The 25,209-nt window shown below is 68.6% G+C and carries 20 protein-coding genes; 9 read left to right on the forward strand and 11 right to left on the reverse strand.

The window, feature by feature from the left end; genetic code table 11:
- The first annotated feature begins 106 nt into the window (after positions 1-106).
- Complete coding sequence (locus tag OEL49_RS00985) at positions 107-1,033, forward strand: LysR family transcriptional regulator (protein WP_152088891.1); 927 nt, start codon at positions 107-109, stop codon at positions 1,031-1,033.
- Positions 1,034-1,138: 105 nt separating this feature from the next.
- Here the strand turns inward: OEL49_RS00985 and OEL49_RS00990 are convergent, their stop codons facing one another.
- Complete coding sequence (locus OEL49_RS00990; RefSeq protein WP_014238186.1) at positions 1,139-2,560, reverse strand: DEAD/DEAH box helicase; 1,422 nt, start codon at positions 2,558-2,560, stop codon at positions 1,139-1,141.
- A 463-nt stretch (positions 2,561-3,023) separates the two neighbouring features.
- On the opposite strand from OEL49_RS00990, the gene OEL49_RS00995 reads away from it, so the two are divergent.
- The 4 genes from OEL49_RS00995 to OEL49_RS01010 are packed head-to-tail and all read left to right on the forward strand — an operon-like array spanning position 3,024 to position 7,778.
- Entirely contained in the window at positions 3,024-4,568 is a 1,545-nt protein-coding gene (locus tag OEL49_RS00995) for an efflux transporter outer membrane subunit (protein ID WP_287873780.1), read from the forward strand.
- Positions 4,565-5,851 (forward strand): efflux RND transporter periplasmic adaptor subunit, encoded by a 1,287-nt coding sequence (locus OEL49_RS01000; protein WP_152088888.1) that lies wholly within the window; start codon positions 4,565-4,567, stop codon positions 5,849-5,851. The genes OEL49_RS00995 and OEL49_RS01000 overlap by 4 nt, the downstream gene beginning before the upstream one ends.
- Positions 5,848-6,576 (forward strand): ABC transporter ATP-binding protein, encoded by a 729-nt coding sequence (locus tag OEL49_RS01005; protein WP_287873781.1) that lies wholly within the window; start codon positions 5,848-5,850, stop codon positions 6,574-6,576. The genes OEL49_RS01000 and OEL49_RS01005 overlap by 4 nt, the downstream gene beginning before the upstream one ends.
- Entirely contained in the window at positions 6,567-7,778 is a 1,212-nt protein-coding gene (locus tag OEL49_RS01010) for an ABC transporter permease (protein WP_014238190.1), read from the forward strand. The genes OEL49_RS01005 and OEL49_RS01010 overlap by 10 nt, the downstream gene beginning before the upstream one ends.
- 16 nt (positions 7,779-7,794) lie before the next feature.
- On the opposite strand, the gene OEL49_RS01015 is transcribed toward OEL49_RS01010, so the two are convergent.
- Both OEL49_RS01015 and OEL49_RS01020 read right to left on the reverse strand, forming a co-directional pair.
- The gene (locus OEL49_RS01015; RefSeq protein WP_287873782.1) at positions 7,795-8,859 is read right to left on the reverse strand and encodes an ATP-binding protein; all 1,065 of its coding nucleotides are present in this window, start codon (positions 8,857-8,859) and stop codon (positions 7,795-7,797) included.
- Positions 8,859-9,569: a response regulator gene (locus tag OEL49_RS01020; RefSeq protein WP_287873783.1), complete on the reverse strand. Its 711-nt coding sequence runs from the start codon at positions 9,567-9,569 to the stop codon at positions 8,859-8,861. Before OEL49_RS01020 ends, OEL49_RS01015 begins: the two co-directional genes overlap by 1 nt.
- 182 nt (positions 9,570-9,751) lie before the next feature.
- Between OEL49_RS01020 and OEL49_RS01025 the strand changes: the two genes are divergently transcribed.
- From OEL49_RS01025 to OEL49_RS01040, 4 genes are all read left to right on the forward strand, one after another.
- Positions 9,752-10,912, forward strand: a complete 1,161-nt coding sequence (locus OEL49_RS01025; RefSeq protein WP_287873784.1) for an efflux RND transporter periplasmic adaptor subunit — start codon at positions 9,752-9,754, stop codon at positions 10,910-10,912.
- Positions 10,909-14,049 (forward strand): efflux RND transporter permease subunit, encoded by a 3,141-nt coding sequence (locus OEL49_RS01030; protein WP_275888315.1) that lies wholly within the window; start codon positions 10,909-10,911, stop codon positions 14,047-14,049. Before OEL49_RS01025 ends, OEL49_RS01030 begins: the two co-directional genes overlap by 4 nt.
- A 2-nt stretch (positions 14,050-14,051) precedes the next feature.
- On the forward strand, positions 14,052-15,461 hold the full coding sequence (locus OEL49_RS01035) for an efflux transporter outer membrane subunit (RefSeq protein WP_287873786.1): 1,410 nt from the start codon (positions 14,052-14,054) through the stop codon (positions 15,459-15,461).
- A 178-nt stretch (positions 15,462-15,639) separates the two neighbouring features.
- The gene (locus tag OEL49_RS01040) at positions 15,640-16,080 is read left to right on the forward strand and encodes a YXWGXW repeat-containing protein (protein WP_014238196.1); all 441 of its coding nucleotides are present in this window, start codon (positions 15,640-15,642) and stop codon (positions 16,078-16,080) included.
- 339 nt (positions 16,081-16,419) lie between these two features.
- On the opposite strand, the gene OEL49_RS01045 is transcribed toward OEL49_RS01040, so the two are convergent.
- From OEL49_RS01045 to trpB, 8 genes are all read right to left on the reverse strand, one after another.
- Positions 16,420-17,607, reverse strand: a complete 1,188-nt coding sequence (locus OEL49_RS01045) for an O-succinylhomoserine sulfhydrylase (protein ID WP_014238197.1) — start codon at positions 17,605-17,607, stop codon at positions 16,420-16,422.
- Between the two features lie 77 nt (positions 17,608-17,684).
- Positions 17,685-19,223 carry an amidophosphoribosyltransferase gene (gene purF / locus OEL49_RS01050; protein ID WP_287873787.1) on the reverse strand — a complete coding sequence of 513 codons (1,539 nt, stop codon included), beginning with the start codon at positions 19,221-19,223 and terminating at the stop codon, positions 17,685-17,687.
- 45 nt (positions 19,224-19,268) lie between these two features.
- Positions 19,269-19,763, reverse strand: coding sequence for a CvpA family protein (locus OEL49_RS01055; protein ID WP_014238199.1), 495 nt, complete (start codon positions 19,761-19,763; stop codon positions 19,269-19,271).
- A 12-nt stretch (positions 19,764-19,775) separates the two neighbouring features.
- A complete protein-coding gene (locus OEL49_RS01060; protein WP_287873789.1) occupies positions 19,776-20,513 on the reverse strand; it encodes an SPOR domain-containing protein in 738 nt (245 codons plus the stop codon).
- A gap of 13 nt (positions 20,514-20,526) precedes the next feature.
- Positions 20,527-21,843, reverse strand: a complete 1,317-nt coding sequence (gene folC / locus OEL49_RS01065) for a bifunctional tetrahydrofolate synthase/dihydrofolate synthase (RefSeq protein ID WP_287873790.1) — start codon at positions 21,841-21,843, stop codon at positions 20,527-20,529.
- Positions 21,844-22,056: 213 nt separating this feature from the next.
- On the reverse strand, positions 22,057-22,923 hold the full coding sequence (gene accD / locus OEL49_RS01070; protein WP_014238202.1) for an acetyl-CoA carboxylase, carboxyltransferase subunit beta: 867 nt from the start codon (positions 22,921-22,923) through the stop codon (positions 22,057-22,059).
- Between the two features lie 170 nt (positions 22,924-23,093).
- Positions 23,094-23,897: a tryptophan synthase subunit alpha gene (gene trpA / locus OEL49_RS01075; RefSeq protein WP_287873791.1), complete on the reverse strand. Its 804-nt coding sequence runs from the start codon at positions 23,895-23,897 to the stop codon at positions 23,094-23,096.
- 11 nt (positions 23,898-23,908) lie between these two features.
- The gene (gene trpB, locus OEL49_RS01080; RefSeq protein ID WP_014238204.1) at positions 23,909-25,105 is read right to left on the reverse strand and encodes a tryptophan synthase subunit beta; all 1,197 of its coding nucleotides are present in this window, start codon (positions 25,103-25,105) and stop codon (positions 23,909-23,911) included.
- Positions 25,106-25,209 lie beyond the last annotated feature (104 nt).

Here is a 25,209-nt window from a genome sequence, read left to right on the forward strand (position 1 = left end):
CGGTCTCCGTGCATGGATGGGTTGTGATGACAGGGCGAACTTTATCTATTGCAAAATGGTTGATAAAGTTCGATCCAGTTGATTATTTATTGCACGAATCGATTAAATGGACCGCCTGACCGCAGTACGCGTCTTCGTTGAAGTGGCCGACCGGGGCAGCCTGACCCAGGCCGCCGAGCACCTGGACATGTCGGCGGCGATGGTCAGCCGCTACCTGGCGGCGGTGGAGGACTGGTTCGACGCCCGCCTGCTGCACCGGACCACGCGCAAGGTCAGCCTCACCGACGCCGGCCTCGCCGCCCTGCCCTCCTGCCGGCAACTGCTGGAGATCGCCACCGAGGCCCGGCACCTGGCCGCGGCCCGCAACCGGGAGCCGGCCGGGGTGCTGCGCGTCACCACCGCCGGCTCCTTTGCCGATGCCCAGCTGACGGCAGCCCTGGCGGACTTTCAGCGGCAGCATGAGCAGGTGGAAATCGTCCTCTCGGTGGGGGACAAGCCCACCGACCTGGTGGCGGAACGGGTCGATCTGGCGGTACGCATCACCAACACCCTGGACCCGGCCATGATCGCGCGGCCCATGGCCCGCTGCCGCTCCCTGCTGTGCGCCGCGCCCGCCTACCTGGAACGATATGGCAAGCCCGAAACGGCCGAGGACCTGCAGCGGCACCGCTGCATTGCCCACGCCTTCGGCATCGGCAAGCAGTACCGGTTCACGCGCAACGGCGCCGACCTTGCGGTGCCGGTGAACTGGAGCTTCCACACCAACGAGACGGCGGTGCTGCGGCGGGCCGTGCTGTGTGGCGCCGGCATCGGCATGCTGCCCACCTACTACCTGGGGGACGACCTGGGCGCCGGTCGCCTGGTGCCCCTGCTGCCGGACCATGAACCGGAAGTGCTGGGCATCCACGCCATCTACCTCTCCCGCCAGCACCAGCCCCTGGCCCTGCGCCTGCTGGTGGACTTCCTCGCCGAGCGCTTTGCCGGCGATCCGGCGCCGTGGGATCGGGGACTCGATCTGCCCGACCTCTCCTGAACGGCCGGGGCGACGACGGCCCCGCCAGGGTGCCGCCCCGGCGCCAGACGAAAAAAAAGGCCGGCGCATTGCTGCGCCGGCCTTTTTCATGGGGATCGCCCTGGCTTAGTGGTGCCGGGTGCCGTTGCGGTGGTTGCCGCCGCTGCGGGGCGTGCCACCGTTGCCGCTGGCGGCACCGCCGCCGCTGCGACTGCGGCCTTCGCCGCCCTGGCCACGGCCGCCACTGCCGCCGTTACCGCCGCTGCGGTTGCCGCCGCCGTTGTTGCCGAAGCTGCGGCCCGGCTGGCCCTGCCCCTGGCGCTGGCCTTGGCGTTGTCCCTGGCCCTGGCGCTGGCCGCCACGGTTCTGGGGCGGTGCCGGGGTCGGGTTGGCGCTGGGCTCGAAGCCGGGCAGCACTTCCTTCTCCAGGTCCTTCTTGATCAGGCGTTCGATGCTGCGCAGGTTGTCCCGCTCGTCGTGGCAGACCAGGGAGATGGCCTCCCCTTCGGCGCCGGCGCGGCCGGTGCGGCCGATGCGGTGCACGTAGTCCTCGGCCACATTGGGCAGCTCGTAGTTCACCACATAGGGCAGCTGGTCGATGTCGATGCCCCGGGCGGCGATGTCGGTGGCCACCAGGGCCACCAGCTTGCCTTCCTTGAACTCGGTCAGGGCCCGCACCCGGGCGCCCTGGGTCTTGTTGCCGTGCAGGGCGGCGGAGCGGATGCCTTCCTTGTCCAGGCGGCGGGAAAGGGCGTCGGCGCCGTGCTTGGTGCGGGTGAAGATCAGCACCTGGTTCCAGCCCCGGTTCTCGAAGAGGTGCAGCAGCACGTCCTTCTTCTTTTCCCGGTCCACGTGAATGACCTTCTGGCTGACGGTTTCCACGGTGGTGTTGCGGCGGGCCACTTCGATGGACTGGGGATCGTGCAGGAAGCTCCTGGCCAGTTCCTTGATCTCGTCGGAGAAGGTGGCGGAGAAGAGCAGGTTCTGGCGCTTGCCGTTGGGCGGCAGCAGGGCCAGGATCTTGCGGATGTCGCGGATGAAACCCATGTCCAGCATGCGGTCGGCTTCGTCCAGGACCAGGATTTCGATGCCGGAAAGGTCCAGGGTGCGCTGGTTGATGTGGTCCAGCAGGCGGCCCGGGCAGGCCACCAGGATGTCCACGCCGCGCTTCAGGGCGGCGATCTGGGGATTCATGCCGACACCGCCGAACATGGACATGGACTTCAGGGGCAGATGCTGGCCGTAGGTACGGACGCTTTCTTCCACCTGCAGGGCCAGTTCCCGGGTCGGCGCCAGGATCAGCACCCGGGGCTTGCGCGCCAGGCGGTTGAGGGGGCTTTCGCCGGCCTGGGCCTGGGACAGCAGCTGCAGGATGGGCAGGGTGAAGCCGGCGGTCTTGCCGGTGCCGGTCTGGGCGCAGGCCATCAGGTCGCGGCCGGCGAGGACGGCGGGAATGGCCTGTTGTTGAATGGGGGTGGGTTCGGTGTAACCCTGCTCGGCAATGGCGCGCAGGATTTCGGCCTTGAGGCCGAGATCGGTAAACAGCATGGATGCTCCTGGTGGGTAGCCCTTGGGCCCTGCGTGCGCTGCGGCACGAACCAGTCGAGGCGAACTACGGGGATGGGGTAATTCACGCGGCGGGCAGAGGGCCCGGCCGGAGGGATTTCAACGAAATCACGACGCCCGCCGTGACTGATTACGGCGACGCGAGGCGCGCAGTGTAGCACGGTCCCCCGCCCCCCGGGCCGCCATTCGCCCCCGGGTTGCCGGAAACCTTCGCTTACACGGATGTAAATGTCTGCAAAAACGGCCGCCGGCCACCCGGCAGGCCCGGGGATAATTGTTAAGATTCAATTACCGGGCCGCATCCGAGCCGCTTGCGGCCTCCAGGCGAACTGCCTGCCAGCGGCTTGCCAGCGGCCAATCCGGGCCGCCGCAGCGTCCCGTCGGCACCCGCCGTTCCGCTCTTCTCCACCACTTTCCTGCCCACCGTCGCCCCCACCGGAATCCCATGCCGCTCTCCCCGCCCCCCTTCCTCCGCCGCACCGCCGGCCACGCCCTGCTCCTGCTGGCCCTGGCCGGCAGCCTGGGGGGCTGCACCCTGTTTACCCCGGCGCCGGACCTGGACCAGCGCCGCCTGCAGGTGAGCGTGCCGGAGCAATGGCAGGGCCCAGCCCCGGCACGGGCCGAGACAACCGCGGAGGCCACCACCGAGGCCGATGAGGCCGCCGTGCTGGCCCAGTGGTGGACCCGTTTCAACGACCCGCTGCTCGACCAGCTGATCGCCCAGGGCCTCTCCGCCTCGCCGGACCTGCGCAGCGCCCAGGCCAAGCTGCGCAGCGCCCGGGCCAGCCGGGACCTGGCCGCCGCCGACTACTACCCGGGCCTCAGCGCCTCCACCGGCGCCACCGGCAGCAAGGCCAGCCCCGCCGTCAGCGGCGGCAGCAGCCGGCGCACCACCATCTACGACGCCGGCTTCGACGCCAGCTGGGAGCCGGACATCTTCGGCGTGGTGCGCCAGGACGTCAGCGCCGCCGATGCGGACGTGGCCGCCCAGGCCGCCACCCTGGAATACGCCCGGGTCACCCTGGTGGGCGAGGTGGCGCGCAACTACGTGGAGCTGCGCACCTACCAGGAACGCCTGCAGATCGCCCGGGACAACGCCAGCAGCCAGGCCGAAACCTTGGAGATCACCCAGTGGCGGCAGCAGGCCGGCCTGGCCACCGAACTGGACGTGGAACAGGCCCGCACCAGCCTGGAACAGACTAGGGCCACCATTCCCGCCCTGGTGAGCAACGTCGCCGCCTCCCAGAACCGCCTGGCCGTGCTCCTGGGCCAGACCCCGGGCAGCCTGCAGGAGCGGCTCGGCAGCGCCCGGCCCCTGCCGGCGGCGCCCCGGGAGATTGCCGTCGGCATTCCCGCCGACGCCCTGCGCCGCCGCCCCGACGTGCGCGCCGCCGAGCGCACCCTGGCGGCGGAAACGGCCCGGGTCCATGCCCGGGTGGCGGAACGCTATCCCAGCTTCACCCTCAGCGGCAGTTTCGGCTGGCAGGCCCTCACCTCCGGCGCCCTGGGCGGCAGCGGCACCGCGGCCCGCTCCCTGGCGGGCACCCTGGCCGCCACCCTGTTCGACGGCGGCCGCCTGAAGAGCCGCATCGCGGTGCAGGACGCCGCCCAGGAACAGGCCCTGATCGCCTACGAGCAGAAAATCCTGACGGCCTTGGAAGATACGGAAAACGCCCTGGCCGCCTACGCCGCCGGCCGGGAGCAGGAGGCCACCCGCCGCCGCGCCGCCGAAGCGGCCCGCAACGCAGCCCAGCTGGCACGGCAGATGTACCAGGCCGGCCTGACGGACTTCCAGAAGGTGCTGGACACCGAACGTACCCGCCTCAGCGCCGAAGACAGCCTGGCCACGGCGCGCCTGGCCGTGCTCAGCGCCGTGATCCAGCTCTACAAGGCCCTCGGCGGCGGCTGGAGCGCCCCCGAGGCCCCGGCGGACGCCATCGCTGCCACCGCTGCCACACCCCTTTCGACACAGGAAAAGACCGCCCCATGACCTCGCCCCAGGACAACCCCACCGGCGCCCTCCAGGACCTCCTCAAGAAGGCCGCCGGCAGCGGCGCCCAGCCCCTCTGGCAGCGTTATCCCAAGCGCTTCCTGGCGGGGGGCGCCATCGCCGTGCTGGCCCTCGCCCTGCTTCTTTCCGGCGGCAAGAAGAGCCAGGGCCAGTTCCTCACGGAAACCGTGGACAGCGGCCCCCTGGTGGTCACCGTTTCCGCCAGCGGCACCCTGGCGCCGACCAAGTCGGTGGACGTGGGCAGCGAACTTTCCGGCACCCTGGAGTCGGTGCTGGTACAGGAGAACGAGCAGGTGAAAAAAGGCCAGCTGCTGGCCCAGCTGGACATCTCCAAGCTCAAGGACCAGGTGGTCAAGTCCCAGGCCGCCGTGGCCGCCGCCGAAGCCAGCGTGGCCCAGGCCGTGGCCACCGTGGCCGAGGCCCGGGCCAGCCTTTCGCGCATGCGCCAGGTGGCGGAGCTGTCCGGCGGCAAGGTGCCGGCCAAGACCGAACTGGAAACGGCGGAAGCGACCCTGCTGCGGGCCCAGGCCAACGAGGCCAGCGCCCGGGCGACGGTGACCCAGGCCCGGGCCACCCTGAAGTCGGACGAGACCAATATCGCCAAGGCCACCATCCGCTCCCCGGTGGACGGGGTGGTGCTGACGCGCAAGGTGGAACCGGGCCAGACCGTGGTCGCCGCCATGACCACCCCGGTGCTTTTTTCCCTGGCCGAAGACCTGACCCAGATGGAACTGCAGGTGAAGGTGGACGAGGCCGACGTGGGCAGCGTGCAGGTGGGGCAGCAGGCCAGCTTCACCGTCTCCGCCTGGAGCGGGCGCAAGTTCCCGGCCCAGATCCAGCGGGTCGGCATCGGTTCCACCACCACCGACAACGTGGTCACCTACAAGACCGTGCTCAAGGTGGCCAACAACGACCTGGCCCTGCGCCCGGGCATGACCGCCACCGCCGAGATCATCACCGCCAGCCGGGACAAGGCCCTGCTGGTGCCCAACGCCGCCCTGCGCTTCACCCCGCCCCAGGCGGCCGGCGGCGACCAGCGCAGCTTCCTCTCCCGCCTCATGCCCGGGCCGCCCCGGGAGCCGGAGAAGAAGCGCAAGGACAACGGCGCCGCCGCCACCCAGGTGTGGGTGCTGCAGGAGGGCCAGCCGGTGGCCGTGGCCGTCACTCCGGGGGTCAGCAACGGCCGCTATACGGAGATACTGGGCGGCGACCTGCAGCCGGGCATGGCCGTCATCACCGAATACCAGGAGATGCGCCCGTGAGTTCCGGCAACGGCGCGGCGCCGCCCCTGATCCAGTTCCGCCGCATCACCAAGACCTACGGCCAGGGCCAGGCCGAGTTCCAGGCCCTGCGCGGCGTCGACCTGGAAATTGCCGAAGGGGACTTCGTCGCCGTCATGGGCCCCAGCGGCTCGGGCAAATCCACGGTGATGAACATCCTCGGCTGCCTGGACAGCCCCAGCAGCGGCGACTACCTGTTCCAGGGTGTGCCGGTGCAGGATCTCTCCCGCAACCAGCGGGCCCTGCTGCGCCGCCACTACCTGGGCTTCGTCTTCCAGGGCTTCAACCTGCTGGCCCGCACCTCGGCCCAGGAGAACGTGGAACTGCCCCTGCTCTACCGCGGCGAGACCCCGGAAGCGCGGCACCGGGCCTCCCGCGAAGCCCTGGCCCGGGTCGGCCTCAACGGCTGGGAGCACCACACCCCGGCCGAGCTTTCCGGCGGCCAGCAGCAGCGGGTGGCCATCGCCCGGGCCATCGTCACCAATCCCCTGGTGCTTCTCGCCGACGAGCCCACCGGCAACCTGGACAGCCAGCGCAGCCACGAAATCATGGAACTGCTGGTGAGGCTGAACCGGGAACAGGGCATCACCATCGCCATGGTCACCCACGAGCCCGACATGGCCACCTACGCCAGCCGCATCGTCCATTTCGTGGACGGCCGGGTGGCCAGCGACGAACGCACCGCGGAGCCCGCCCCATGTTCCTGAACGCCATCCTCCTGGCCCTGCGGGAGATCCGCCGCAACCTGATGCGCTCCTTCCTGACGGTGCTGGGCATCGTCATCGGCGTCGCCGCCGTCATCACCATGGTGACCCTGGGCAACGGCGCCACCCGCATGGTGGCCGAGCAGATTTCCAGCCTCGGCAGCAACCTGCTCATCCTGCGCCCCGGCCAGCGCCTCGGCCCCGGACGGGACAGCGCCGGCGCCCCCAATTTCCGCGCCGCCGACGTGGAGGCCCTGCTCACCCAGGTGCCCTCCCTCAAGGCCGTGGCGCCGGTGGTGAGCAGCACCGTGACCCTGGTGGCCGGCGCCGAGAACTGGTCTTCCAGCGTCACCGGCAGCACCAACGCCTACTTCGTCGCCGGCAACTGGAAGCTGGCTGCCGGCCGCCAGTTCAGCGACGAGGAAATGCGCGCCGGCAAGGCGGTGTGCGTCATCGGCAACACGGTCAAGCAGAAGCTATTCGCCGGCCAGAGCCCCCTCGGCAACGCGGTGCGGGTGAAGAATTTCTCCTGCGAGATCGTCGGTATCCTGGCCAGCAAGGGCCAGGGCGCCATGGGCATGGATCAGGACGACGTGGTGCTGATGCCCCTGGTGACGGCCCAGCGCCGCCTCACCGGCAAGACCCAGGACGTCTCCACCCTGATGCTGTCCCTCAAGGACGGCGCCAGCTCCCCCCGGGTCATGGAACAGATCCGGCAGCTGATGCGGGAGCGGCGCAAGCTGGCGGAGAACGACGACGACAACTTCAACCTGATGGACACCAAGCAGATCGCCGAAGCCCTCTCCGGCACCATCGGCACCATGACCACCCTGCTCGGCGCCGTGGCCGCGGTGAGCCTGCTGGTGGGCGGCATCGGCATCATGAACATCATGCTGGTGTCGGTCACCGAACGCACCCGGGAGATCGGCATCCGCCTGGCCATCGGCGCCCTGGAGAACGAGGTGCTGCTGCAGTTCCTCATCGAGGCCGTGGCCCTCTCCGCCTTCGGCGGCCTGGTCGGCATCATTCTGGCCCTGCTCGCCTGCCTCGGCCTCTCGGCCCTGATGGGCATGCCCTTCCTCTTCAATCCGGGCATCAACCTGCTGGCCTTCGGCTTCTCCGCCGCCATCGGCGTCATCTTCGGCTACGTCCCGGCACGCCGCGCCGCCGGCCTGGACCCCATCGAGGCCCTGCGCCACGAATGAGGCCCCCGCCCCGGGCCTAAGCCTGGGGCAGCACCACCTCGAACAGGGCGCCGCCCCGGCTGCCCCGCAGGCAGCGGATGCGGCCGCCGTGGGCTTCCACCACCGCCCGCACCACCGCCAGGCCCAGGCCGCTGCCGCCGCTGGCGCGGCTACGGGAATCGTCGCCGCGCTGGAAGGCGTCGAACAGATGGGGCAGCAGTTCTTCCGGCACCCCGGGTCCGTCGTCCTCGATCTGGAAGACGAAAGCGCCCTCCCCCAGGTGGCAGGAAATGGTGATCTCACCGGGCTGGGCATAGCGCCGCACATTGTCGAGCAAAGCCATGACGATCTGCCGGATGCGGGTGACGTCGCACAACACCGGCGCCGCCTCCAGCCGCAGGCGCAGGCGGAAGCCGGCGGCCACCAGTTCCGGCTCCAGCAGGCTGGCGATGCGCAGGATTTCCGCCGCCAGGTCGCTGCGCTCCAGGTGCAGGTTGAGGTGGCCGCTGTCGGCCAGGCTCAGCACCCGCAGGTCCTCGATCAGCCGCGACAGGCCTTCCACCTGGGTCAGCAGGCTGTGGAACTGCACCGGGTCCGGTTCGAAGACGCCCTCCGCCAGCCCCTGCAGACGCCCGCGCAGGATGGTCACCGGCGTGCGCAGCTCGTGGGCGATGGCCGCGTTCCAGGTGGAAAACTCGCTGCTCATGCGCTGCAGGCGCTCGGCCATGGCATTGAAGTCCCGCACCAGAACGGCGGTTTCGCCCAGGGCGTTGGCACCGGCCTCGGCCCGGGCATCCAGGTCGCCGTGGGCCAGGCGACGCACGCTGTCGGCCACCGAATTGAGGGGCTGCAGGATGCGCCGGGCCAGGCGGGAGGCGGTATACACAGCCCCCAGCAGCCCCACCAGAGTGACCCCGATCATCCAGCCCCATTCGGGCCCGGTGGGGGGCCAGGCATCGGGAGTGGAGGAGACCATGGCCGGATTCACCTCCATGGCCACGGCGTAGAAAATGTAGAAGCTGACGTGGATGAACAGGGTCACCCCCAGGGCCACCGCCGACATGGAGATGACCAGCTGCCGGCTGAGGCCGCCGGGAAACATCAGGCATTCCCTTCCAGGCAGTAGCCGACGCCGCGCACGCTCACCGGCAGGCCGCCGACCCCGGCCTCCTCCAGCTTGCGCCGCAGCTTGCTCAGGTGGCTGTCCACGGTCCGTTCCAGGGCATCGCTCTCCGGCAGGCAGGCGTGCAGCAGCTCGCTGCGGGAAAAGACCCGGCGCGGCATGCGGGCCAGATGGGCGAGCAGGCGGAACTCGGTCAGGGTCAGGGCCAGGGCTTGTTCGCCCCGGTCGCTGCGGACGCTGACGCGGAAGGCGTCCAGGTCGATTTCCAGGGGACCGGTGCGCAGGACGCCGGCTCCCCCATTCCCCTCCCCGCCGCCCAGGGTGCGGCGCAGCACGGCCCGGGCCCAGGCCGCCACCTCGGCAGGATTGAAGGGCTTGACCACGTAATCGTCGGCGCCCATGCGCAGGGCCGAGAGCTTGTCCACATCCTGGTCGTGGGCGGTGATCATGATGATGGGCGTGCTGCCGCGGCGGCGCACCTCGGCCAGCACCTGCCAGCCATCCAGGAGGGGCATGCGCACGTCCAGCAGGAGCAGGTCGGGCCGCAGGGAGAGGTGCAGTTCCAGGGCCTCCCGGCCGTTGGCGGCATGGGCGCTGCGCAGCCCCTCCCGCGCCAGATAGGCCCGCAGGATGTCGGCGATTTCCGGTTCGTCCTCGGCAACGAGGACCAGGGCCGCCGGGGAATTCACTGCCGCCTCCCATTTTCCGGGCACAGCCGGGGTGCCGGTACTTCCGGCAATGTGCCTTTCCTTCCTGGGCGCTTCTCCATCATTTCTCCACATTTCCGCCACGGATAGTCAATTTCATCCGCCTACACTGGCCCGGTCATCACTATGCCGTCCCTGCCCTTCGCAGGACCCAGCCCCAAGCCATGAAAAAAAGCTTACCGCAACTGCGGCCGTTCCTTGTTTCCCTGTTCGCCCTCACCCTGGCCGCCTGCGGCGGCGGGGAGGCACCCCAGGAAATGCCGCCGCCCATTGTATCCACCATCGTCGTGGAAACGCGCCCGGTCCATCTCGAAGACGAGTTGCCCGGCCGGGTCAGCGCCCTGCGCACGGCGGAAATCCGGCCCCAGGTCGGCGGCATCGTGCTGCGCCGGCTGTTCGAGCAGGGCGCCGAAGTGCAGGCCGGCCAGCCCCTGTTCCAGATCAACCCGGCCCCCTTCAAGGCCGAGGTGGACAGTGCCGCCTCGGCCCTGAAGCGGGCCATCGCCGCCATGGAGCGGGCCAAGCTGCAGGTGGACCGCTTAAAGCCCCTGGTGGATGCGGATGCGGTGAGCCAGCAACTCTTCGACGACGCCCTCTCCCAGTACAACCAGAGCTCGGCCGACGTGGCCCAGGCCAAGGCCGCCCTGGCGCGCCGGCAACTGGACCTGGACTTCGCCACCATTCGTTCCCCCATCGCCGGCCGCATCGGCGAGGAGCTGGTGACCGAAGGCGCCCTGGTGGGCCAGAGCGACGCCAACCCCATGGCCCGGGTGCAGCAGATCGACCAGGTTTATGTGGATGTGCGGCAGCCGGCCTCCATGCTGGAAGCCATCCGCAAGTCCGCCGGCCAGAGCGCCAGCAGCGACGGCGGCAAGGACGGCAACGTGAAAATCCTCGACGCCCAGGGCAATCCATATCCGGTCTCCGGCCACATCCTCTTTTCCGGCATCAATGTGGATGCGGGCACCGGCGACGTGGTCATCCGCATCCGGGTGAACAATCCGGAGCGGCACCTGCTGCCGGGCATGTTCGTGCGGGCCAAAGTGCCCCAGGGCGGCGACATCCAGGGGCTGCTGGTGCCGCAGCAGGCCGTGTCCCGCTCCTCCACCGGCCAGGCCCGGGTCTGGGTGGTGGGCCAGGACGGCAAGGCCGGGGTCAAGAACGTGGAACTGGGCAAGCTGGTGGAACGCCAGTACCTGGTGCGCAGCGGCCTCGCCGCCGGCGAGCGGGTCATCGTCGAAGGCCAGGACCGGCTGCAGCCGGGCATGCCCGTCTCGGCCCAGCCCTGGGCCCTGGCCGCTGACGGCAAGACGGTGGCGCCATGAGACTGCCTGCCTTCTTCGTCCGGCGCCCCATCTTCGCCTGGGTGATCGCCCTCTTCATCATCCTGCTGGGTCTCATCGCCATTCCCCAGCTACCCATCGCCCGCTATCCCACGGTGGCGCCGCCCATGGTCAGCATCTATGCCGTGTATCCCGGCGCCACGCCCCAGACCATGAACGACGCGGTGGTGGGGCTGATCGAGCGGGAGCTTTCCAGCGTCAAGAACCTGCTCTACTTCGAGTCCTCCACCGACACCTCCGGTTTCGCCCAGATCACCGCCACCTTCAAGCCGGGCACCAACCCGGAGCTGGCCCAGGTGGACGTGCAGAACCGCATCAAGACGGTGGAGCCACGCCTGCCGGCCGTGGTGCGGCAGAACGGCCTCAAGTTCGAATCGGCGGCCTCCTCCTTCCTCATGTTCATCAGCCTCAAGTCCGACGACGGCCGCCACAGCGAAGTGGCCCTCAACGACTACATGGCGCGCAACATGGTGGAGGAACTGCGGCGGGTGGACGGGGTCGGCCGGGTGCAGCTGTTCGGCTCCGAAGCCGCCATGCGCATCTGGGTGGACCCGGCCAAGCTGGTCGCCTACAAGCTTTCCATGAGCGACCTGAGCGACGCCGTGACCCAGCAGAACACCCAGATCGCCCCGGGCCGGGTCGGCGGCGCCCCCACGGTGGAAGGCCAGCGGGTCACCTTTCCGGTCTCGGTGCAGGGCCAGCTGACGACCCCCGAGCAGTTCGCCGCCATCGTCCTGCGGGCCAATCCGGATGGTTCCAAAGTGGTGCTGGGCGACGTCGCCCGGGTCGCCCTGGGCGCCCAGAGCTACGGCGAGTCGAACCGGGAGAACGGCAAGCTCGCCGCCGCCCTGGGGGTGCAGATGTCCCCCGGCGCCAATGCGGTGCGCACCTCGGCCGCGGTCAAGGCACGCCTGGCCGAACTGGCCAAGACCATGCCGCCGGGCATGAGCTATTCGGTGCCCTTCGACACGGCGCCCTTCGTGCAGATTTCCATCGAGAAGGTGGCCCAGACCCTGCTCGAAGCCATGCTGCTGGTGTTCCTGGTGATGTACCTGTTCCTGCAGAACGTGCGCTACACCTTCATTCCCGCCATCGTCGCCCCCATCGCCCTGCTCGGCACTTTCACCGTGATGCTGGCCACCGGCTTCTCGGTCAATGTGCTGACCATGTTCGGCATGGTGCTGGCCATCGGCATCATCGTGGACGACGCCATCGTGGTGGTGGAGAACGTGGAGCGCCTCATGGCCAGCGAGGGGCTGTCGCCCAGGGAGGCGACTCTCAAGGCCATGAAGGAAATCTCCGGTGCCGTGGTCGGCATCACCCTGGTGCTGATCGCCGTGTTCATTCCCATGGCCCTGGCCGGCGGCTCCGTCGGCGTCATCTACCGCCAGTTCACCCTGTCCATGGCGGTCTCCATCCTCTTCTCCGCCTTCCTCGCCCTGACCCTGACGCCGGCCCTCTGCGCCACCCTGCTCAAGCCGGTGGACGGCGCCCACCACGAGAAGGGCGGCTTCTTCGGCTGGTTCAACCGCATGTTCGAGCGCATGACCGGCCGCTACGAAACCCGGGTGGTCGCCATGGTGCGGCGCAGCGGCCGGGCCATGGCCGTCTTCCTGGCCATCACCGGGGTGCTGGCCCTGGGCTTCTGGCAGCTGCCGTCGGCCTTCCTGCCGGAGGAGGACCAGGGCTACTTCATCACCTCCATCCAGCTGCCTTCCGATGCCACCACGGAGCGCACCCTGGACGTGGTCAAGGCCTTCGAGGCCCATGCCGTCGGCCGTCCCGGCATCGAGGCGGTGCAGGCCGTGCTCGGCTGGGGTTTCTCCGGCTCCGGCCCCAACGCCGCCATCATCTTCACCACCCTCAAGGAATGGCACGAACGCCAGGGCGCCACCGCCCCCGCCGAGGTGATGGCCGCCCAGGAAGCCATGGGCGTGGCCCGGGAAGGCATGGTCATCAATCTGATGCCGCCGGCCATCGAGGAGCTGGGCACCTCGTCCGGCTTTTCCATGCGCCTGCAGGACCGGGCCAACCAGGGCTACGCCGCCCTCATGGCGGCCCAGCAGCAGCTGCTGGCCATGGCCGCGGAAAGCAAGCTGGTGACCGGCGTCTATCCGGAAGGGCTGCCGCCGGGCAGCAGCGTCCGCCTCGACATCGACCGGCAGAAGGCCGAGGCCCTGGGCGTCTCCTTCGCCAACATCAGCGACACCCTGTCCACCGCCATGGGCTCCCTCTACGTCAATGACTTCCCCAATGCGGGACGCATGCAGCAGGTCATCATCCAGGCCGAGGCCCGTTCCCGCATGCAGGTGGAGGACATCCTGCGCCTGCACGTGCGCAACAACGCCGGCGGCATGGTGGCCCTGAGCGAGGTGGTGACGCCCCAGTGGAGCGATGCGCCGCTGCAGCTGGTGCGCTACCTGGGCTATCCGGCCGTGCGCATTGCCGGCAGCGCCGCCCCGGGCGCCTCCAGCGGCGAGGCCATGGCCGAGATGGAGCGCCTGGCGGCGAAGCTGCCGCCCGGCTTCGCCGTGGAGTGGACCGGCCAGTCCCTGCAGGAGCGCCAGTCGGCGGCCCAGGCGCCGCTGCTGATGGCTCTCTCCATGCTGGTGGTGTTCCTGGTGCTGGCTGCCCTTTACGAGAGCTGGACCATCCCCCTGGCGGTGATGCTGGTGGTGCCCCTGGGCCTGATCGGCGCCGTCTTCGCGGTGTACGCACGGGGCATGCCCAACGACGTCTTCTTCAAGGTGGGCATGATCACGGTGATCGGCCTCTCGGCCAAGAACGCCATCCTCATCATCGAATTCGCCAAGCAGCTGCACGAGCAGGGCATGGGCCTGATCGAGGCCGCCGCCGCGGCCGCCCGCCTGCGCCTGCGGCCCATCCTCATGACCTCCCTGGCCTTCGCCCTGGGCGTGGTGCCCCTGATGCTGGCCAGCGGCGCCAGCGCCGAGACCCAGCACGCCATCGGCACCGGCGTCTTCGGCGGCATGATCACCGCCACCGTGCTGGCCGTGTTCCTGGTGCCGGTGTATTTCGTCTTCGTCCTCAGCCTCAGCGAACGGCTGGCCGCCTCCGCCACCCTGCAACGCCTGCGCCAGCGCTGGAACAAGGATTGACCATGCGTTTATCTCCCCTCACTCTTTCCCTCCTCCTGGCCCTCGGCGGCTGTTCCCTGGCGCCGGCGCTGCCAAAGCCGGCCCTGCCCGTGCCCGATACCTACGGCACCGCCCCGGCGGGCGAGGCGGCGGCAAAATCGGCGACTGCTTCCGCCGCCGCCATCGGCTGGCGCCGCATGTTCGGCGACCCGCGCCTGCAGCGCCTCATCGAAGTGGCCCTGGAACACAACCGGGACCTGCGCCTGGCCGTGCTCAACGTCTCCCAGGTGCAGGCCCAGTACGACATCCAGCGCAGCTACCGGGTGCCCGGTGTCGATGCCGGGCTGGAAGGCTCGCGCCAGCGCAGCTCCAGCGACGGCGGCAACAGCACCGCCATCCAGGAGACCCGTTCCGCCAGCCTGGGCGTCAGCGCCTTCGAGGTGGACCTCTTTGGCCGCGTCGGTTCCCTCTCGGAAGCCGCCTTCGCCCGCTACCTGGCCAGCGAGCACGGCCTGCGGGCGGCCCGCCTCAGTCTCATCGGCGCCGTGGCCGAGGCCTATTTCACCGAGCGCCTGGCCGACGAGCAACTGCGCCTGACTGAACTGACCCTGGCGGACTGGCGCCAGTCCCTGGACCTGGCGCGCAAGCTGAAGCTGGCCCAGCAGAGCAGCGGCCTAGACATCGCCCAGGCCGAAGGCCAGGTCGCCACCGCCGAAGCCGATCTGGAAAGCCGTCAGCGGGCCCTGGCCCAGGCCCGCAACGGCCTGGCCCTGCTGCTCGGCACGGAGCCGCCGGCGGACCTGCCACCGCCCACGCCCCTGGCCCAACAGCCGGTGCTGACCCAGCTGCCGCCGGGATTGCCGTCGGACCTGCTGGCCCACCGGCCCGACATCCAGCAGGCGGAACAGGCCCTCATCGCCGCCAACGCGGACATCGGCGCCGCCCGCGCCGCCTTCTTCCCGCGCCTGCTGCTGACCTTGTCCGTGGGCGCCATCAGCCCCTCCTTCGGCAGCCTCTTTGCCGGCGCCCACCAGACCTGGGCCTTCACTCCCCAGATCAGCCAGCCCATCTTCCAGGGCGGGCGCCTGCGGGCCGAACTGCGGCTGGCCGAACTGCGCCGCTCGGCCGCCGTGGTCGAGTACGAGAAGGCCATCCAGACCGCCTTCCGCGAAGTGCGCGACGGCCTCGCCGGCAGCGCCACCTTCGGCCGCCAGATCCAGGCCCAGGAGCGGGCCGTGGCCAGCGCCGAGCGGCGCCGGGAGCTGTCCACCCTGCGCTATCGGGCCGGCCTGGACAGCCGCCTGGAACTGCTCGACGCCCAGCGCCAGGCCTACGCCTCCCAACTGGGCCTGCTGGAACTGCGGCGGGACGACATCCGCAACGCCATCGGCCTCTACAAGGCTCTGGGCGGGGGACGGCTGGAACAGGGCTGAGGACCGCAGCAGTACTCGATCTCCGGCCCGGCATGGCGGACAGGCCGTACGGGTGAGGCGAGGCCGGCGCCGGCCGCCGGCGCAATGGCAACAAATTGTGTCCGGGCTCAACGGGGCGCCGGGGCCCGGCGTTATTTCCGCCAAGGGAGACCTCCTGTCTCCCGCTGCGGAGACTGCCATGCTTACCCCCCGTTTCATCCCTCCCCGCCTCGCCCGCCTGCTGCTGGCCCTGGCCGCCACCCTGCTGACGACGGCGCCGGCCCGGGCCGATCAATGGTCCGTGCGGGCCATGCCCGCCGGCCTGGCCATCGGCATCGAGATCGGCTCCCCGCCCCCGCCGCCCCGCTACGAAGTCCTGCCGCCGCCCCGGGGCGGCTATCTGTGGGCCCCGGGTTACTGGGCCTGGGACGGCTACAACTACGTCTGGCTGGAAGGCCGCTGGCTGCGCCAGCGCCCGGGCTACATTTACGTGCCGGGCCGCTGGGAACAGCGCCACCAACACTGGTATTTCAACGAGGGCGCCTGGCAGCCACACCACCACCATCCGGGCCCCGGCTACGGCCCGGGGCCGGGGAACTGGCACGGAGGCCCGCCGCCCCGGGGCCATCACCACCGCTAGGTCGGTCCCCGCCATTACCAAAGAAAAAGGATTTACATGCTTAACTTGCCCCGGGCATTTGCCGGTAGTCCGCGCCTGTTTCGGGGGTAAAAGCCACCATGACTGAGAGGCAACAAGGACGGCCTTCTCCGGCATGGCACGGCTAACATTCCCGTCCCCATTGCCTCCTGGGGCAATGCTGTTTTCGGCCGCCGGCAGCGCGAACCCATTCCCTTTGGGGAGGGCACTTCCCTCTCTCCGAAACGGCAAAGCAAATGCGTGGTTGCCAAAGAAAAAGCCCCCGGCAAGCGGGGGCTTTCTCATCTGCGACGCGCGGCCGGCAAGGCCGTCCCGACGGCCTCAGAGCTGGGCCAGGCCCCGCTCCAGATCGGCCTGCAGGTCCGGCACCGCTTCCAGGCCGACGGCGATGCGCAGCAAGCCGTCGCCAATGCCGGCGGTGGCCCGGGCCTCGGCGCTGATGCGGCCGTGGGTGGTGGTGGCCGGGTGGGTGATGGTGGTCTTCACGTCGCCCAGGTTGGCGGTGATGGAGAGCAGGCGGCAGTTGTCCACCACTTTCCAGGCCTCCGGCTTGCCGCCCTTGACCTCGAAGGAGACGATGGCGCCGCCGCTCTTCTGCTGGCGCATGGCCAGGGCGTGCTGGGGATGGGAGGCCAGGCCGGGGTAAAACACCCGGGCCACCTTGGGGTGGGCTTCGAGCCAGGTGGCCAGCTCCAGGGCATTGGCGGACTGGGCGGCCATGCGGATCTTCAGGGTTTCCAGGCCCTTGGCCAGGACCCAGGCGTTGAAGGCGGAGAGGGTCGGCCCGGCAGTGCGCAGGAACTTGAAGACCTCTTCGGTGAGTTTCTTCGAGCCCACCACGGCGCCCCCCAGGACCCGGCCCTGGCCGTCCAGGTACTTGGTGGCCGAATGCACCACCAGGTCGGCGCCCAGTTCCAGGGGCCGTTGCAGGGCGGGGGTGCAGAAGCAGTTGTCCACCGCCACCAGGATGCCCTTGGCGTGGGCGATCTCGGCCAGGGCGGCGATGTCGGCCACTTCCGTCAGGGGGTTGGAGGGCGTCTCCAGGAAGAACAGCTTGGTTTCGGGACGGATGGCGGCGGCCCACTCTTCCGGCCGGGTCTGGCTGGCGTAGGTGGTGCTGATGCCGAAGCGGGCCAGGATGTTGTTGAAAAGCTGGATGGTGGCGCCGAAGAGGCCGGCGGAGGCCACCACGTGGTCACCGGCCTTCAGATGGGCCATGACCAGGGACATGATGGCGGACATGCCGCTGGCGGTGCAGATGGCGCTCTCGGCCCCCTCCAGGGCTGCCAGGCGGTCCTGGAACAGGCTCAGGGTGGGGTTGGAGAAGCGGGAATAGACGTTGCCCTCCTCCTCGCCGGAGAAGCGGGCGGCGGCCTGGGCCGCGTTCTCGAAGACGAAGCTGGAGGTCAGGTACAGCGCCTCGGAATGCTCGTTGAACTGGCTGCGCTCCTGGCCGGCGCGCACCGCCAGGGTTTCCAGCTGCCAGTCGTTGTTGCTGTCGATGCTCATGGGGGTTCCTTAATGACCAAGCCCGTTCGGGAAATCCGGAACGGGCCTGGTGGTTTTTTCTCTGCTCCGGCGGGCGCTCAGTGTTCGGCGTTGTTGCCCATCAGGTTCAGGTCCAGCTGCTGGGTGGCATTGCTGTCATCCTCGTTGCTGGACTTGCCCTTGCCGCCGCGGCCGTTCTCCACCTTGTCCAGGTAGGCCGGCGTGATGTCGCCGGTGACGTAGGTGCCGTCGAAACAGGAGGTGTCGAAACAGGTCAGCTCCGGATTGAGGGCACGCACGGCGGCCTTGAGGGCGTCCAGCTCCTGGTACACCAGGGCGTCGGCACCGATTTCCTTGGCGATCTCGTCATCGGTGCGGCCGGTGGCGATGAGTTCGCCCCGGGTCGGCATGTCGATGCCGTACACATTGGGGAAGCGCACGGGCGGCGCGGCGGAGGCGAAGTACACCTTGAGGGCGCCGGCGGCCCGGGCCATCTCGACGATTTCCCGGCTGGTAGTGCCGCGCACGATGGAGTCGTCCACCAGCAGCACCCGCTTGCCCTTGAACTCGTGGGAGACGGTGTTGAGCTTCTGGCGCACGCTCTTCTTGCGGGTGGATTGGCCCGGCATGATGAAGGTGCGGCCGATGTAGCGGTTCTTCACGAAACCTTCCCGGTAGGGAATATTCAGGGCCTGGGCCAGTTGCATGGCGGAGGGCCGGGAGGAGTCGGGAATGGGGATGACCACGTCGATGTCGGCCGGGTTGAGCACCTGCTTCACCTTCTCGGCCAGGAACTCGCCCATGCGCAGACGGGTTTCATAGACGGAGACGCCGTCCATGAGGGAGTCGGGGCGGGCCAGATAGACGTATTCGAAGATGCAGGGGGCGTACACCGGCTTGTCGGCGCACTGGCGGCTGGAGAGGTTGCGCTGCAGGTCGATGAAGACGGCCTCGCCCGGGGCGATGTCGCGCATCACCTCGAAGCCCAGGGTATCCAGGGTCACGGACTCGGAGGAGATCAGGTATTCGTAGCCCTCTTCCACCGGATTGCGGCCCATCACCAGGGGACGGATGCCGAAGGGATCGCGGAAGGCCAGCAGGCCGTAGCCGGCGATCATGGCCACCACGGCGTAGGCGCCGCGGACCCGGCGATGCACGCCGGCGACGGCGCGGAAGATGATGTCCGGATCGAGGCGGGCGCCCTTGGCGGCGGCCTGCAGTTCATGGGCCAGGACGTTGAGCAGCACCTCGGAATCCGAGTTGGTGTTCACGTGGCGCAGGTCCTGCACGAACATTTCTTCCTTCAGCACTTCGGCATTGGTCAGGTTGCCGTTGTGGGCCAGGGTCAGGCCGAAGGGGGAATTGACGTAGAAGGGTTGAGCCTCGGCGAAGTTCCAGGCGGAACCTGCCGTGGGATAACGGCAATGGCCGATACCCCAGTTGCCCGGGAGAGCCCGCATGTTGCGGGTACGGAACACGTCCCGCACCAGCCCCGGCCCCTTGTGCATGTGGAAGGTATTGCCTTCCGCCGTGGCGATGCCCGCGGCGTCCTGGCCCCGGTGCTGGAGCACCATGAGGCCATCGTAAAGGAGCTGGTTAACCGGCGTGGTCGCGACGACCCCGAGAATACCGCACATAGAACACCACCTGTCTGTTACAAAACTTGGGCCGGAAGCCGGAGGCTACCGGTACTTGATCCTTTTCGCCACCTCGTCGGGCAGCCAGGGCCTGGCCAGCAGCACCGCCGTCTCGAAGGGAGGCGCCAACTGGGCCTGGGCCCACCAGCTCGCCTTGGGCAGGGAAGTCATGCCCCCGGCGGCAAACAGCAACAACACGATCAGGGCGCCCCGGGCCACGCCGAAGACCACGCCCAGGAGCCGGTCCGCCAGGCCCAGGCCGAGGGCCCGGATCAGACCCCGCACCGCCAACCGCAGCAGGGCCAGCAGCAGCAGGACGCCGACGAAGACCAGGATGTAGCCGGCCACCAGGCGCCACACCGGATCGGCGATGAGGCCGGAGAGGAACACCTGGGCGGCTTCCGGACCGAAGGCCCGGGCAGCGAGGAAGCCGAGGATCCAGGCCACCAGGGCGATGATCTCGCCCACCACGCCGCGCCAGGCGCCCAGCAGCAGGGAGGCCAGGATGATGCCGATGATGGCAAAGTCCAGTGCGGTCATTGCCGGTCGTGCTTATTTCGCGGAGACGATGCCGTTGACACCGATTTTCTTCATTTTATCCAGGGCCTTTTCCGCCGCTTCCTTGCTCGGGAAGGGGCCGGCCCGCACGCGGGTCTTGGCGCCCTGGGGGGAATCCAGGTTCTCGGTGTAGGACTTGACGCCGATTTCGTTGAGCTTGGTCTGCAGCACCTTGACGTTGCCGGGGTTGGCAAAGGCGCCGATGAGGATGACGTGCTGGCCGGCCGCAGCCGCCGGCTTGGCGGCTTCAGGCTTGCCGGCACCGAGCAGGGCGGCGGCGCGCTTGGCTTCGGCCTCGGCCTTGGCCTTCTCGGCAGCGGCGGCCTTGTCGGCGGCAGCCTTCTCCGCCGCCTGCTTTTCCGCAGTCCTGTCCACGGGCTTGGCGGCAGGCTTTTCTACCGGGGCGGGCGTGGCGACGGGGGGCTTTTCTGCCGGCTTGGCAGGGGCCTCGGCGGCCGGAGCCACGGCGACCACGGGGGGCGGCGCCAGTTCGGTTCTGGCCGGGGCGGCGGGTTTGGCCGGCGCCGGCGGCGTCAGGGCTTGGGGATTGAAGGCCGTCTGGTCCTGGCCGGGGATGCGGATCTGCACGTCGGGCGTGGGCGGCGGCGGTGCCTGGTCCATGACCATGGGCAGCACGATGGCGGCGAACGTGACGAAGGCCACGGCCCCCACCAGGCGGCGCCGGGCACGTTTTTTCAGTTGCAGTTGTGCGTCACTGTCCGTCACTTGCATGCCCGAAGCACCTTTAGCTGGGGGTTTGACCCGGTTGGCGATGTCGCTGGCCCACATGGGGCAGCACACCGGCCACCGTATGGAAGGATCCAAAAACCAGGATTCTATCATTCTCGGCAGCCTGCTTCAGGGCTGCCTGCCATGCGGCGTAGGGGGAATCGTGGCAGTGCACCTCGCCGCCAAGGCCGGCCACGGCCTCCGCCAGCTGCACTGCAGAGGCGCCCCGGGGCACCGCCAGGTCGGCCAGCAGCCAGGTATCCACCTTGCCCTTGAGGGCGGCCAGGGTGGTGGCGATGTCCTTGTCGCCGAGCATGCCCACCACCGCGTGGGTGCGGTTGTAGAAGCCCATATTGCCCAGGTTGTCGGCCAGCACCTGGGCCGACTGGGGATTGTGGGCCACGTCCAGGACCACCGCCGGCTGGCCGGGCAGTACCTGGAAGCGGCCGGGCAGCTCGGTCTCGATGAGGCCGGCGCGGATGGCGCCCATGGAAACGGGCAGACGGTCCTTGAGGTATTCCAGGGCGGTCAGGGCGGCGCTGGCGTTGGCCAGCTGGGCCGTGCCGCGCAGGCCGGGGAAGGCCAGGGCGCGGCGCTGCAGGGCCTCGCCCTGGCGCAGCCAGTAGCGCCATTGCAGGCGGTCCTCGGTGCTTTTCTCGAAACCGAAGTCGCGGCCGATGAGTTTCAGCTCGGCACCGATGGCGGCGGCGTGGTCCAGCAGGGACTGGGGCGGCTTGGCGTCGGCGCAGATGGCGGGCTTGCCGGGGCGGAAGATGCCCGCCTTTTCCCGGCCGATGTCTTCCCGGGTGGGGCCCAGCCAGTCGGTGTGGTCCAGGGCGATGCCGGTGACCACGGCCACGTCCGGCTCGTAGATGTTCACCGCATCGAGGCGGCCGCCCAGGCCCACTTCCAGGACGATGGCCTCCACCCCGGCGGCGGCGAAGACTTCCCAGGCGGCCAGGGTGCCGAATTCGAAATAGGTCAGGGCCTCATCGCCCCGGGCTGCTTCCACCCTGGCGAAGGCGGCGCACAGGGCCTCATCCTCCACCGGCTGGCCGTTGAGGCGCACCCGCTCGTTGTAGCGCAGAAGGTGGGGGGAACTGTAGGAGCCCACCTTGCAACCGGCCCGGTCCAGGATGTTCTCCAGATAGGCACAGACCGAGCCCTTGCCGTTGGTGCCGCCGACGGTGACGACCGGGCAGAACTCGGTCTGCCCCAGGGCTGCCTTGACCCGGGCCACCCGCTCCAGGCCCAGCTCGATGCCGGCCTGGCCCTTGGGATGGAGGGATTCGAGATGGGTGAGCCAGTCGGACAGGGTGGTGGGGGATGACATAGAAAGGCTAGCCACAGAGGGCACAGAGATCACAGAGGAAAGTCAAAAGCACCTACCCGGGAAGGCACCAGGGACGCGGACCTCGGCCATGGCAGGCTGAAGAATGGCGTCCCTGTTGCCTCCCGGGGCACAGGCCCACACAGTTTCCTCCGCCCTTACGCACGGAGCGGAAACTCTCTGTGTTCTCTGTGCCCTCTGTGGCAAAAAAGATTTTCAGGCAGCCGCAGGCAGCTTCTGCAGCAGGGCCAGCAGCTGGGCGATCTTGTCGCGCATTTCGCGGCGGTCCACGATCAGGTCGATGGCGCCCTTTTCCAGCAGGAACTCGGAGCGCTGGAAGCCTTCCGGCAGCTTTTCCCGCACCGTCTGCTCGATCACCCGGGGACCGGCGAAGCCGATCAGGGCATTGGGCTCGGCGATAACCACGTCGCCAAGGAAGGCGAAGGAGGCGGAGACACCGCCCATGGTGGGATCGGTGAGCACGGAAATGAAGGGCAGGCCGGCTTCCGACAGCTTGGTCAGGGAAGCGGTGGTCTTGGCCATCTGCATCAGGGAGAACAGGCCTTCCTGCATGCGGGCGCCGCCGGAGGCGGTGATGCAGATGAAGGGCACGTTCTGCTCCAGGGCCACCTGGACGCCGCGGATGAAGCGCTCACCCAGCACGGAGCCCATGGAGCCGCCCATGAAGTTGAATTCGAAGCAGGCCACGACCACGGGCAGGGTCTTGATGGCGCCCTGCATCACCACCAGGGAATCGGTCTCGCCGGTGTCTTCGGTGGCGTCGTTGAGGCGCTCCGGATAGCGGCGGCTGTCCTTGAACTTGAGGCTGTCCACCGGCAGCACTTCGGCGCCGATCTCGAAACGGCCTTCCGGGTCCAGCAGCAGGTCCAGGCGTTCCCGGGAATTGAGGCGGTTGTGGTGGCCGCACTTGGGGCAGACGTGCAGGTTGCCTTCCAGGTCGGTGGCGTAGAGCACCGCCTCGCAGGACGGGCACTTGCGCCACAGGCCTTCCGGCAGGTTGGACTTGCGCGGCGCGCCTTCACGCTTGATCTTCGGGGGCAGCAGTTTCTGCAACCAGCTCATGGCGTTCTCCGGTACTTTTTTAAATTCGGGTTGGCCACAGAGGGCACAGAGATCACAGAGTTAAAAACAATTCCTGGACAACGCGACAGGGCCTGATCAAAAGCCCTCGCGGCATGACTGTCCTGTCGGTTTTACTCTCTGTGTCCTCTGTGCCCTCTGTGGCTAAAAAATTACTTGCTGGCGGCATCCACACCGCGGCGGATGTCGGCCACCAGGCCCTTGACGCGGGCCACGGCGTCATCCGGGTACTTTTCCATTTCCTCGATGATGCGGCTGCCCACCACCACGGCGTCGGCCATGCCGGCGATGCGCTTGGCCGTTTCCGCATCGCGGATGCCGAAGCCGACGCCCACGGGCAGGCCGGTGGCTTCGCGGATCTTGGGAATGCGTTCGGCCACTTCGTCGAAGTTGAGGGCGCCGCTGCCGGTCACCCCCTTGAGGGAAACGTAATAGACGTAACCCCGGGCCAGCTGGCCCACCTGACTGATGCGGGCATCGGTGGAGGTGGGAGCGAGGAGGAAGATGGTGTCCAGGTCCCGGGCGTTCATGGCGGCGCAGAAGGCGGCGCTTTCCTCCGGGGTGTAATCCACCACCAGCACGCCGTCCACACCGGCCTCGGCGGCGGCGGCGACGAAGGCTTCCATGCCCATGGCCTCGATCGGGTTGGCGTAGCCCATGAGGACGATGGGAGTCTCGCCGTCCTTCTCGCGGAATTCGCTGACCATGGCCAGCACCTGGCGCAGGCTGACGCCCTTGGCCAGGGCCCGCTCGGAGGCGCGCTGGATGGTGGGGCCGTCGGCCATGGGATCGGAGAAGGGCACGCCCAGCTCGATCACGTCGGCGCCGGCTTCCACCAGGGTGTGCAGCAGGGTGACGGTGAGGGCCGGATGGGGATCGCCGGCAGTGATGAAGGGAATCAGGGCCTTCTTGCCCTGGGCCTTGAGCGCGTCGAAAGTCTGTTGGATGCGGGACATGGGGCGGGCTCTCAGAATTGGATGCCGGACTTTTCGGCGACGGTGTGCATGTCCTTGTCGCCGCGGCCGGATAGATTGACCAGCAGGATCTTGTCCTTGGCCAGGGAGGGGGCCAGCTTGGCGGCATAGGCCAGGGCGTGGGAGGACTCCAGGGCGGGAATGATGCCCTCGAAGCGGCACAGGTCATGGAAGGCCTGCAGGGCTTCGCTGTCGGAAATGCCCACGTATTCGGCCCGGCCCGAATCCTTCAGCCAGGCGTGCTCGGGGCCGACGCCGGGGTAATCGAGGCCGGCGGAGATGGAGTGGGTCTCGGTGATCTGGCCGTTCTCGTCCTGCAGCAGGTAGGTGCGGTTGCCGTGCAGCACGCCGGGGCGACCCTTCTGCAGGCTGGCGGAATGGCGGTTGGTATCCATGCCCTCCCCCGCGGCCTCGACGCCGATCAGCTTGACGCTCTCATGGGGAATGTAGGGATGGAAGATGCCCATGGCGTTGGAACCGCCGCCGACGGCGGCGATCACCGCGTCGGGCTGGCGCCCGGCCATCTCCGGCATCTGCACCAGGGCCTCCTTGCCGATGACGGTCTGGAAGTCCCGCACCATCATGGGATAGGGATGGGGACCGGCCACGGTGCCGATGATGTAGAAGGTGTTCTCGATGTTGGTGACCCAGTCGCGCATGGCTTCGTTGAGCGCGTCCTTGAGGGTCTTGGAGCCGGACTCCACGGGCACCACGGTGGCGCCCAGGAGCTTCATGCGATAGACGTTGGCGGCCTGGCGCTTGACGTCCTCGGAGCCCATGTACACCACGCACTCGAAGCCGTAGCGGGCGGCCACGGTGGCGGTGGCGACGCCGTGCTGGCCGGCGCCGGTCTCGGCGATGACCCGGGGCTTGCCCATGCGCTTGGCCAGCAGGGCCTGGCCGATACAGTTGTTCACCTTGTGGGCGCCGGTGTGGTTAAGGTCTTCCCGCTTCAGGTAGATCTGGGCGCCGCCCAGCAGCTCGGACCAGCGCTTGGCATGGTAGATGGGGCTGGGACGGCCCACGTAGTGCTTCAGCTCGTAGTCGAACTCGGCCTGGAAGGCAGGATCGGTGCAGGCGTGGGCATAGGCCGCCTTCAGTTCTTCGAGGGCGGCGATGAGGGTTTCGGAGACGAAGATGCCGCCGTAGGGGCCGAAGTGGCCGGAGGCGTCGGGCAGGTTGTAGGACATGGTAGGACTCCAGAAGACGAACGTTGAGAAGGACGGGGACTGCTTAGTCAGCCGCCGTCTCTCAGGTGTGGTCCGCCAGGTGGTGGCGCCAGTGAGTGCGAGTA

It is taken from the genome of Azospira sp. (genome assembly GCF_030247495.1).
Taxonomy (GTDB): domain Bacteria; phylum Pseudomonadota; class Gammaproteobacteria; order Burkholderiales; family Rhodocyclaceae; genus Azospira; species Azospira oryzae.